Source organism: Aliiroseovarius sp. ABM4_368 (assembly GCF_056161205.1).
In genome coordinates, this window is sequence record NZ_JBSWYR010000005.1 from 67395 (window position 1) to 78527 (window position 11133).

The window sequence follows — 11133 nt, forward strand, 5'->3', positions numbered from 1 at the left end:
CTATAAATCGCGATTTCTGGGAGGAATACCATGCGACCGAATTTTAAAGGTGCTGTTGTTGCAGCGCTTTCCCTGACCTTTGCTTCTGAGGCTTTCGCCACCGATTGGAACGTGTCCCTGTGGGGCAAGCGCCGCGCCTTCACCGAGCATGTTGAGAAACTGGCCGAACTGGTGAGCGAGAAAACCAATGGCGAGTTCAACCTGAACATCAGCTATGGCGGTCTGTCGAAGAACCGCGAGAATCTGGACGGGATTTCGATTGAAGCGTTCGAGATGGCGCAGTTCTGCGCGGGCTATCACCGCGACAAGAACCCCTCGATCACCGTGCTTGAGCTGCCGTTTCTTGGTGTAAGCTCGCTGGAGCAGGAAATTGCGCTGTCGATGGCGGTGTATAACCACCCGGCCACGCAAGCGGACTTGGCGCGCTGGAATGCAACGCTGCTGATGCCGTCGCCCCTGCCGCAGTATAACATTGTCGGCGTCGGCGATGCGCCTTCGACTTTGGCAGACTTCAAAGGTCTGACCGTACGCGCCACCGGTGGCATCGGCCAAGCGATGGAAACCATCGGTGCGGTTCCGACATCCATGTCGGCATCCGAAGTGCGTCAGGCGATGGACAGCGGCGTGGTCAAAGCGGTCAGCTTTGCACCCCACGCGCACATGTCTTTCGGCACGATTGAAAACGCCACCTGGTGGACCACCAACCTGAACCCCGGCACGGTGAACTGTCCGGTTGTTGTGAACTCGGACGCGCTGGCCAATCTGTCGGACGAACATCGCGATGCCCTGCTGGGTTCGGTGGACGAGGCGCTGGCCCATTACGTCGACAACTATAACAACAAGACGATGGTTGCTTGGGGCCCGGCGCTGGAAGAAAAAGGCATCCAGCAGGTGACCTTCTCGGACGAGGAAATCGCCGCGTTCCGTGACGCCGCTGCTGCTCCGGCTGCTGAAGCTTGGATTGCTGACAACACGGCCCGTGGCCTGCCCGCGCAAGAGCTTTATGATCTTGTCACCGGCATGATTGCTGAAGGCAGCTAACCCATCGCCCCGCGCCCAACCGGCGCGGGGCTTTCTCTCTTGAACGGAGCGGTGCCATGGCTGGGTCTTCCCTTGTTCTGACCGATGACAGTGTGCTGAGCCGGATTGACCAAAAGCTTTATCGCGTCGAAGGCGTGCTGGCTTTGGTCAGTGGGCTTGCAGTATTTTCGCTGATGATTTTGGCGGTCGTATCCGTCAGCGGGCGCAACTTCGCCAACCAACCGCTGCCGGGCTATATCGACTGGATCGAACAGGTCATGCCGCTGATTGCCTTCATGGGTATTGCGTTCACACAGCGCGATGGTGGGCATATCCGCATGGACATGCTGGTTGGCGCGCTTCGTGGCCGCAGCCTGTATCTGGTGGAACTGATCACTACGCTGATCATCCTTGCCCTGATGCTGCTGTTGGTCTGGGGAAGCTGGGCGCATTTCGACCGCAGTTTTGATTTTGCCGCACCAATGTGGAGCCGCGACAGCTCGGTCGATATTTCGTTGCCGCTGTGGCCTGCAAAGCTGTTGGCGCCTATCGCATTCTCGGTCCTGTGCCTGCGCCTTTTGCTGCAAGTCTGGGCCTATTCACGCGCACTTATTACCGGAGCGGCATCCCCCATCGCTGTTCCGCTGATCGCCGATGCCGCCCAACAGGCCGCAATGGAAGCCGAGCATGTCTCGGGCAACGACGCTTAAGGATTTTGGGTATGGAACCGATTGAAATTGGCCTTGTTGTTTCGGGCGGCCTTCTTGTTCTGGTCATTCTGGGGATGCGCGTGGCTTTTGCGGCTGCGACCGCCGGGCTGATTGGCTTGGTGTGGATTTTTTGGGCGAAGTTCGGGTACGAGCCCGAACGGTTCGGCAAAGCGGTCACTGTCGCGGTGAAAACCGCAGGCCAAGTGCCGCATTCCAAGGTCTCAAGCCAAGCGCTTAGCCTGATCCCCACCTTTATCCTGATCGGATATCTGGCCTATTACGCAGGGCTGACCAAAGCCTTGTTCGAGGCGGCCAAACGCTGGCTGGCTTGGGTGCCGGGCGGGTTGGCCGTGTCGACCGTTTTTGCGACCGCCGGGTTTGCGGCGGTGTCGGGGGCGTCTGTTGCGACCTCAGCCGTCTTCGCCCGGATCGCCATCCCCGAGATGCTGAAGATCGGGTATAACAAGCAATTCGCGGCGGGCGTTGTTGCGGCTGGCGGTACGCTGGCATCGCTGATCCCGCCCTCGGCCATTCTGGTGATCTATGCGATCATCGTCGAACAGGACGTGGGCAAATTGCTGCTGGCGGGCTTCATCCCCGGCGCGTTCTCGGCCGTTATTTATGGCGCGTTGATCATTGGCATGGCGATGGTGATCAAGGGCTTCGGCCCGCCCGTAACGGGTTTCACTTGGAAAGAGCGGTTTACCGCGCTTTCGCCCGCACTGCCGATCTTCGTCGTGGTCCTGACCATCATCTTCTTCGTCTACAACCCCTTCGGCGGCGAGGCATGGGGCACCCCCACAGAAGGCGGCGCAATCGGAGCCTTCGTGGTCTTCCTGATGGCGCTTTATCGCGGGATGCGGTGGGCGCAGTTGAAAGACGCACTTTTGGAAACCGCGAAGCTGAGCGTTATGATTTTCACGATCATCTGGGGCGTGTTGATCTATGTTCGCTTCCTTGGCTTTGCTGAACTTCCGGCGGCGTTTTCCGACTGGATCACATCGCTGACAATGTCGCCCATGTTGATCCTGATCTGCATCCTTTTGGCCTATGCGGTTTTGGGGATGTTCATGGACGCTATCGGAATGCTTTTGCTGACGCTGCCCGTGGTCTATCCCGCCGTCATGGCCCTGAACGGGGGCGAGTTCGTGTCCGCAGCCGACAGTACCTTCGGGATGTCAGGCCCGATGTGCGCGATTTGGTTCGGGATTTTGGTGGTGAAGATGGCCGAGTTCTGCCTGATCACGCCGCCTATCGGTCTGAACTGCTTCGTTGTGGCAGGTGTGCGCGATGATCTGAGTGTTCAGGACGTGTTCAAAGGCGTGACGCCGTTCTTCATCGCAGATGCGATCACCATTGCATTGCTGGTGGCATTCCCCGCCATTGTGCTGTGGCTGCCGGGGCAGGTCTGACGATTGCGCCAATGCCTTGGGCGGATGATTTGGTTAGCTATGTGGTCGAAGTGCTGACCGCCTAAAGCTCGCCCGCCCAAGGGGGATTTGCGCCGGACCGCGAGACGGTGACGGACGCAACGCGCGCGCCGTGTTCCATCGCTTGGGCCAGCAGATCGCGGGGCAGCGTGGCCAGCCCGGCTTTGGTCAGTTTGCCAAGCTCGGACAGTTTTGCCATCACGCCTGCGTTGAACGTATCGCCTGCGCCAACCGTGTCGGTGACTGTGGCGCGGACGGCGTCAACATGGACCTCGTCCTCATTGGCCATGAAGCCCGTCGCACCTTCGCTGCCACGGGTCAGGATCACGATGGACGGCCCTTTTTCCAAAAGGGTCGAGACCTTTTCCTTCAGCGACAGTGGCGCGGGGTTTATCCAGTTCAGATCCTCGTCCGAGACCTTGATGATGTCAGCGCGGCTGAACATGCGATCCAGACGGGCGCGGTAGAGGTCTATATCCTCGATAAAACCGGGGCGGATGTTGGGATCGATCATGACGGCGCGGGTTTTCCCCTCGCGGTCAAGCAATGTGGCATAGGCGTTCGCGCCGGGTTCACAGGCCAGACTGATCCCGCCAAAGAACATCGCCGAAACCTCGGGCGACAGGGGTGGCAGGTCGCGGGCCTGCAACATGCGCCCGGCCGAGCCTTCGTCGAAAAAGCTATAGGTCGCGTGGCCGTCCACAAGGCGCACAAAGGCCAGTGTCGAGGGACGATCCGTTTGGATGGTCAGCGATGTGTCCACATGGCTGGCTTCCAGCGCATCGGCCAGTTGCTGGCCGAACATATCCGATGACAGGCCGGTTAACATCGCCGAGCGTGCGCCAAGGCGGCCCAAGGCAATCGCGGTGTTAAACACGGCCCCGCCGGGGTGGGGGACGAAGCCGTCGGGGCCATTAACGGTGGGCATCGGGATCATGTCGATCAAAGCCTCGCCGCAGCACAGGATCATTGCGGTGTTCCTTCCAGGTATCGGGTCAATGCCGCTTCGCTGCCGTCGCGCCAGATCAGTTCAAGCCAGTCACAAAACGCGTTTGCGAAACGGGAGTCATCCGCAAAACTACCATAGATTTGCCGTTGTTCCAGCCACGTCTTTGGTTCGGCTTTCGCCGCCAAAGCGACCTTGTGCAGGTCGGCCCACAGGGGATCGTTGGCGTCAATTTCCGTGCCGTCTTCGCGGGTTCCTGCGCACATACGGGCCCAGAAGGCTTCCACCAAGGCCAGCCCGGTAATGGACCCGCCTGCGTCCAGCGCGTCGCGCAGGATAGGGAAAAGGAAACCGGGGTGGCGCGAGGATCCGTCAAACGCCACGCGGCGCGTCGTGTCCAGAATGGCCGGATTGGAAAACCGGCTGGCAATCAGTTTGGCGTAATCGGCGGGTGTCATCCCCGGAACGGCGTCGACATATGGCACGATCTCGTTTTGTTGGACCTTATCAAAGAAGGCCGAGATCGCCTTGTGTTCCATGCAGCCGGCGATGGTGCCGACGGACAGAAGCTCGCCTATATTGGCCAGCACTTGGTGGCCCGCATTCAGAATGCGGATCTTCATGGTTTCAAAGTCATGCACGGCAGGGGTGAAGATGGCCCCGGCGGTGTCCCAGTTGGGGCGACCGGCGCAGAAGTCATCCTCGATCACCCATTGGCGATAGTTTTCATGCGTAACGGGGGCGTCATCTTCGATCCCAAGGTCGCGTACCAGCGCCAGCTCTTCCGGGCCGGTGGCGGGGACGATGCAATCAACCATCGAGTTCGGGAAACTGCACGTGTCAGCGATCCACGCGCCCAGATCGGCATCCATCATGGTGGCAAGCGACACGACCAGCTGCTGCGTAATCGCGCCGTTGCCGCGCAGGTTGTCGCAACTTTGCACCGTGAATGGTCCGTCACCATTGGCGCGGCGAATACGCAGGGCAGCGACGATGGCGCCAAAGGCGGTGCGGGGCGTGTCCGGGTGAGCCAGATCGTATTGGATGTCCGGGTGGGAGGCATTAAAACCGCCCCCCACCGGATCCAGGTAGTAACCACTTTCGGTCACCGTGAGTGAAACGATGCGGATGGCCGGGTTGGCCATCGTGCGGATCAAAGGCGCATTACCGTCTTCGATCGGAAGATAGTCGATCATAGCGCCGATGACTTCGGCGGATGTGCTTTCAGGCGACAGCTCGATCAGGGTTGTCAGGCAATCCTGCGCCAAAAGCCGGTCGCGCATGGCGGCGTCATAGGGGCGCACGCCCGCGCCGATAATGGCCCAATCATGCGCCTGCCCATTTTGCATCAGTCGGTGCAGATACCAGGCTTGGTGGGCGCGGTGAAAGTTGCCAAGGCCAATATGGACGATGCCTGGCGTCAGGGCGTTGCGGTCATAGGACGGGCGCAGCACGTCGCCCGGCAGATCGTTAAGCGTGCTATTCGAAAGCCGGACACTTGTTTGCTGTGTTGCGTGCTGTCCCATTGGTTTGGTCTTTCTGTATCGTGTCGTTCTGGGCGCGCAGCTAGGCGGCGGATCAGTCGATCCGCAGCCCGTCTGCACCGAATTTGTGGATGCGTTCGTCACGCGGTGTCAGGTACACCGTGTCGCCGTGACGCGCGCTGAATTCGCCATCGACGCGGACGGTCATCGTCTCGTCCGGGCTGACATCCGCGTGGATATACAGGAACGTGTCCGATCCCAGATGCTCGGCCACGCCGACGGTGCCTTTCCACAGGCCTTCGGTGGTCGAGATCGAGATATGCTCGGGCCGGATGCCGATGGTGGTGGCGCCGTGCTTGGCGGCTTCTTCACCTTCGATGAAGTTCATCTTGGGCGAGCCGATGAAGCCGGCGACGAATTTGTTGCACGGGGTTTCATAAAGCTCTAGCGGGCTGCCAACCTGTTCGATCACACCGGCTTGCAGCACCACAATCTTGTCGGCCATGGTCATGGCTTCGACCTGATCGTGGGTCACGTAGATCATGGTGGTCTTCAGACGTTCATGCAGTTCCGAGATCTCTAGCCGCATGCCCACACGCAGGGCGGCGTCCAAGTTCGACAGGGGTTCGTCGAACAGGAAGGCGGCGGGTTCGCGGACAATGGCGCGGCCAATGGCGACACGCTGACGCTGACCGCCCGAAAGCTGGCCGGGGCGGCGATCAAGATAGTCCGTCAGGTTCAGCGCCTTGGCGGCACCTTCGATACGACGGTCCTGTTCCGCCTGATCAATCCCCGCCATTTTCATAGGGAAAGCGATGTTCTTGCGCACCGACATATGTGGGTAAAGCGCATAGGATTGGAACACCATCGCCAGACCGCGCTTGGCGGGCGGCACGTGGGTGGCGTCTTCCTTGTCGATGCGGATCTGGCCGGACGTGATGTCTTCGAGCCCCGCGATCAGACGCAGAAGGGTGGATTTACCGCAGCCCGAGGGGCCAACGAAGACCGTGAATTCGCCATCTTCGATGGTCAGATCCAGCGGTGGGATAACTTCTACGTCGCCAAAGCTTTTGGAGACTTTATCCAGTGTAATACGTCCCATGTGTCTGTCTCCTTACTTCACGGCGCCAAAGGTCAGGCCGCTGACAAGTTGTTTCTGGCTGAACCAGCCAAGGATAAGGATTGGTGCGATGGCCATGGTCGAGGCCGCGCTGAGTTTTGCGTAGAACAACCCTTCGGGGCTGGAATAGCTGGCGATGAAAGCCGTCAGAGGTGCTGCTTTGGCAGCGGTCAGGTTCAGCGTCCAGAAGGCCTCGTTCCAAGCCAAGATCACGTTCAAAAGAAGCGTCGAGGCGATGCCGGGGATGGCCATGGGCGTGAGGATATAGATCACTTCCTCGCGCAGGGTGGCCCCGTCCATGCGGGCGGCTTCCAAGATCTCGCCGGGGATTTCCTTGAAGTAGGTGTAGAGCATCCAGACAATGATCGGCAGGTTGATCAGCATCAGGACAATCATCAGCCCGATTTTGGTGTCTAGGATCCCCAGTTTGATGAACAAAAGGTAGATCGGATACAGAACACCAACCGCAGGTAACATCTTGGTCGACAGCATCCACAGAAGGATGTCTTTGGTGCGTTTCGAGGGTACGAAGGCCATCGACCACGCCGCCGGGATGGCGATGATGATGCCAAGGATGGTTGATCCCCCAGCGATCACGATCGAGTTCCACAAGAAGCGACCATAGTTCGAGCGCTCCATCACGGCTTGATAGTTTTCAAGCGTCCAGTCGAAGCCCACAAAGACGGGCGGGTTCGCGATGGCTGTGGCTTCGGTTTTGAAGCTGGTCAGGATGGTCCAGAGGATCGGGAAGAAGATCAGGAAACCGACGCTCCAGGCGAGAAGGGTGTTGATGGCCTTGCGGCGCGGGGCAATGGATCGTGCCATGGTCAGTCCTCCTTCACGCGTCCAGGTTCTTGCCGACGATGCGTACCAGGAAGTAGGCAACGATATTGGCAAGGATGATTGCATACACACCGCCAGCCGATCCCAAGCCGACATTCTGGCTTTCCAACACGCGCTGGAAGATCAGATAGCTAAGGGTCTTGGTGCCGAACGCACCGCCGGTGGTGACGAAGATTTCCGCAAAGATCGACAGAAGAAAGATCGTCTGGATCAGGATGACCACGGTAATCGCGCGGCCAAGGTGCGGAAGGGTGATGAAAGCGAAACGTTTATGCGCAGGGGCGCCGTCCATTTCGGCTGCTTCCAGCTGTTCGCTGTCCAAAGACTGGATCGCGGTCAGCAGGATCAGGGTCGCAAAGGGCAGCCATTGCCACGATACGATCATGATGATCGATGGAAGCGAGGCTTGGCTAAGCCATTCGACAGGTGTAGCGCCGAAGAACTTCCACAGATGCGCCAGCAGGCCATAGTTCGGGTCCATGAACATGTTCTTCCAGACCAGCGCCGAAACGGTGGGCATAACGAAGAACGGTGCGATGACCAGAATGCGGACCATACCTTGGCCCCACATGGGCTGGTTCAGAAGGATGGCAAGGAAGATGCCAAGAACCACGGTGATGGCCAGAACGCCGCCCACGATGACCAAGGTGGTCTGAACCGACGGCCAGAACGAGCTGGAGGTCACGAAACGGACGTAGTTTTCAAATCCGACCCATCCAAGGTCTCCGCCCCGTAGGGGAAGGTATTTCTTGAACGAGAAATAGAGTGTCATGGTCAAGGGGACCAGCATCCACCCTAGAAGCAAGACCACCGCCGGGGCCATCATTAGGCGCGCTGCTGATCTGGAATGTTGAGTAGCCATCAGGCTCACCTCCTCTGTTTACGGCAAACGTGCCGTTCAGATGAATGATAACATAATCGGGGGGGTCTGTAGGCCGAGGGCAGGCAGGATCACCCGCCCCCAGCCGGGGAGAAACTTAGCGGTAACCCGCAGCTTCCATTGCGTCGTTGGTCAGGGCCTGTGCCTTGGCAAGGGCCTCTTCCACAGTTTGCTGTCCGGCGTAAGCGGCCGAGAACTCTTGGCTAACGTCAGTTGCGATGCCGGCGAACTCGGGGATTGCGGCGAACTGCACACCTACATAGGGGCTTTCTTCCACGGTCGAGTTGTTCGGGTCAGCCGACAGGATCGAGTCCAGTGTCATCTGAGCAAACGGAACTTCCTGATAGTTGGGGTTCTCGTACAGCGACACACGTGCACCCGGAGGAACGTTGGCCCAGCCTTCTTTGGCGGCTACCAGCTCGATATAGTCTTTCGAGGTGGCCCATTCGATGAACTGAATGGCCGCGTCTTGTTTCTGGGTGCCTGCCGGAATGGCCAGTGCCCATGCCCACAGCCAGTTCGAGCGTTTGCCCAGACCGTTATCGGGGGCCAGAGCGAAGCCAACTTTGTCAGCAACGGTCGAGTCGTCGGGGTTGGTCACAAAGGACGCAGCCACGGTGGCGTCGATCCACATGCCGCACTTGCCTTGCTGGAACAGCGACAGGTTTTCGTTAAAGCCGTTGGTGGCGTAACCGGCAGGGCCGCTTTCGTCCATCGTGTCTTTAAAGAAGTTGATGGTGTTGGCCCATGCTTCGGTGTCGAACTGAGCGTTCCAGTCCATGTCAAACCAGCGCGCGCCGAACGAGTTCGACATCGCAGTGATGAAAGCGCCGCCTTCACCCCAACCGGCTTTGCCGCGCAGGCAGATGCCGTTGATTTCGTTTTCGCGGTCGGTCATGGCCGCTGCGGCTTCACGAATGAAGGTCCAGGTCGGATCCTTCGGCATTTCCAGACCGGCCTTCTCCATCAGGTCGGTGCGGTACATGATCATCGAGCTTTCGCCATAGAAAGGCGCTGCATACAGCGTACCTTCGTGGCTTAGACCACCTGCCATTGCGGGCAGGATGTCGGCAGCGTCATATTCTTCCGACAGGTTGTCCAGTGCGACCAGCCAGCCATTTGCGCCCCAGATCGGGGTTTCGTACATGCCGATGGTCATGATGTCGAAAGCGCCGCCTTTGGTCGAGATGTCGGTGGTGACACGCTGACGAAGCACGTTTTCTTCCAGCGTCACCCACTCGACCTCATGGCCAGTTTTGGCGGTGAAATCATCGGTCAGACCCTGCATGCGGATCATGTCGCCGTTGTTGACGGTTGCGATTGTGATGGTTTCTGCAGATGCGCTGCCTGCTGCAGTGATCAGCGAAATGGCAGTTGCCGCACGAAGTGCGTTCTTAACAAACATCCTCTACCTCCCTGTTTAAGATGCTGACTTAACGGTAGCGACATTATGTCACCGGCGTCAATTTAAAAATTAACGCGCGTAAAGAATAAGCATTTTTGGCGTGATCCCAAGCCGTTAAGCAGAGCCGCGCATTACCAAACGCCCTTCAAATAAAGTGTCTTCACGCGAATCGGTGCCGTCTTCTGCGTCGATCATGGCCAACAAAGTGTCTGCACTTTTCTTGGCGATGGATGCGTAATCCTGCGCAACGGTGGTCAATGTGGGGCAGGTGAACCGGGAAAACGGGTGATCGTCATGACCCGCCACGCGCATATCGAACTCTTCCCCGATCCCGACCTTCGTGCCAGCCTCGTAGGCCGCGGACAAAAAACCGATGGCAAGACGGTCATTGCTGCACAGGAGCGTATCGGTGGGCAGCGATTTGTCCTGTAACAGGCGGGCACCTTGCTTGAATCCGATCTCTTCGAACTCCCACCCGGAGCCGGGCACTTGGATCAGATGGGGCGTGTGGCCCAGACGGTCCATCGCGGCCAAATAGGCTGTGCGCCGTTTGTAGGCGTTGGGGTTGGTGGGCACTTCCATCTCGAAAAATGCGGGGGGTTCACCGGTGCGGCACAGGTAATCGACGATCAATCCGACGCTTTGCATATTGTCCGAGCCGACGAAGCTTTCCCCCAACGCGTCGATATTCGCGTCGAACAGAACCGTCGGCACGTCCTGACAGAACGACTTGATCCGGTCTTGGTGGGACATGCGGCCCAAGGGGGCCAGCAAAACACCAGCGGGTTTGAGCAGGCTCAGGTTTTCAAGGTTCTCAATCTCAAGATCCGGATTGCCATGCGAACCCAGCAGCACGGGCCGATAGCCGGTCTTTAAGATGTGTTCTTCGACGGTGCGCGCGATTTCGGCAAAGAAGGGGTCGGCCAGATAGGGGACGACGATGCCGATGTTCTTGGTCAGCCGCCGGTTTTGGTTCACCGCATAGAGGTTGGGTCGATAGTCGTACCGCTCGAGCGCTTCTTCGATGCGGGTGCGGGTAGATTGCCGAACGCTGGACGCGTCGTTGAAATATTTGGACAGCGTAGGACGAGAGATGCCGCTGACCGAGGCGAACTCCTCCATGTTTTTGATTTTCTTGCCGTCCATCAATGCCCACCGTGTTTGAATCGCTACCCGTGCCGACGTAGATTTGTCAGCACCCCGGACCCAGCATAGTTGACGCGCGGCAAAATTCATCCCCCATATTTCAGGTGCATCGGGATCAAGCCTGTGTTGGGAAGATGGGACGGGTCATC

Annotated in this window: 10 protein-coding genes; 3 read left to right on the top strand and 7 right to left on the bottom strand. The window is 58.6% G+C overall.

Annotation, left to right across the window (positions count from 1 at the left end; translation table 11 throughout):
- Window positions 1-30: 30 nt before the first annotated feature.
- Genes dctP through ACXAH3_RS14655 form a run of 3 tightly spaced genes read left to right on the top strand, consistent with a single transcriptional unit; the run spans window position 31 to window position 3142 of the window.
- Window positions 31-1041: a TRAP transporter substrate-binding protein DctP gene (gene dctP / locus ACXAH3_RS14645; protein WP_474862841.1), complete on the top strand. Its 1011-nt coding sequence runs from the start codon at window positions 31-33 to the stop codon at window positions 1039-1041.
- Window positions 1042-1097: 56 nt separating this feature from the next.
- Window positions 1098-1730, top strand: a complete 633-nt coding sequence (locus tag ACXAH3_RS14650) for a TRAP transporter small permease subunit (RefSeq protein WP_474862842.1) — start codon at window positions 1098-1100, stop codon at window positions 1728-1730.
- 11 nt (window positions 1731-1741) lie between these two features.
- Complete coding sequence (locus ACXAH3_RS14655; RefSeq protein ID WP_474862843.1) at window positions 1742-3142, top strand: TRAP transporter large permease; 1401 nt, start codon at window positions 1742-1744, stop codon at window positions 3140-3142.
- A 61-nt stretch (window positions 3143-3203) separates the two neighbouring features.
- Here the strand turns inward: ACXAH3_RS14655 and ACXAH3_RS14660 are convergent, their stop codons facing one another.
- The 7 genes from ACXAH3_RS14660 to ACXAH3_RS14690 all read right to left on the bottom strand — a co-directional run bounded on the left by ACXAH3_RS14660 (window position 3204) and on the right by ACXAH3_RS14690 (window position 10984).
- Window positions 3204-4130: a carbohydrate kinase family protein gene (locus ACXAH3_RS14660; RefSeq protein WP_474862844.1), complete on the bottom strand. Its 927-nt coding sequence runs from the start codon at window positions 4128-4130 to the stop codon at window positions 3204-3206.
- The gene (locus ACXAH3_RS14665) at window positions 4127-5632 is read right to left on the bottom strand and encodes a mannitol dehydrogenase family protein (protein WP_474862845.1); all 1506 of its coding nucleotides are present in this window, start codon (window positions 5630-5632) and stop codon (window positions 4127-4129) included. The genes ACXAH3_RS14660 and ACXAH3_RS14665 overlap by 4 nt, the downstream gene beginning before the upstream one ends.
- A gap of 52 nt (window positions 5633-5684) precedes the next feature.
- On the bottom strand, window positions 5685-6692 hold the full coding sequence (locus ACXAH3_RS14670; protein ID WP_474862846.1) for an ABC transporter ATP-binding protein: 1008 nt from the start codon (window positions 6690-6692) through the stop codon (window positions 5685-5687).
- Between the two features lie 12 nt (window positions 6693-6704).
- On the bottom strand, window positions 6705-7535 hold the full coding sequence (locus ACXAH3_RS14675; RefSeq protein ID WP_474862847.1) for a carbohydrate ABC transporter permease: 831 nt from the start codon (window positions 7533-7535) through the stop codon (window positions 6705-6707).
- 13 nt (window positions 7536-7548) lie between these two features.
- Entirely contained in the window at window positions 7549-8415 is an 867-nt protein-coding gene (locus ACXAH3_RS14680) for a carbohydrate ABC transporter permease (protein ID WP_474862848.1), read from the bottom strand.
- 115 nt (window positions 8416-8530) lie between these two features.
- Window positions 8531-9838, bottom strand: coding sequence for an ABC transporter substrate-binding protein (locus ACXAH3_RS14685; RefSeq protein ID WP_474862849.1), 1308 nt, complete (start codon window positions 9836-9838; stop codon window positions 8531-8533).
- A gap of 114 nt (window positions 9839-9952) precedes the next feature.
- Window positions 9953-10984, bottom strand: coding sequence for a LacI family DNA-binding transcriptional regulator (locus tag ACXAH3_RS14690; RefSeq protein WP_474862850.1), 1032 nt, complete (start codon window positions 10982-10984; stop codon window positions 9953-9955).
- Window positions 10985-11133: the final 149 nt, after the last annotated feature.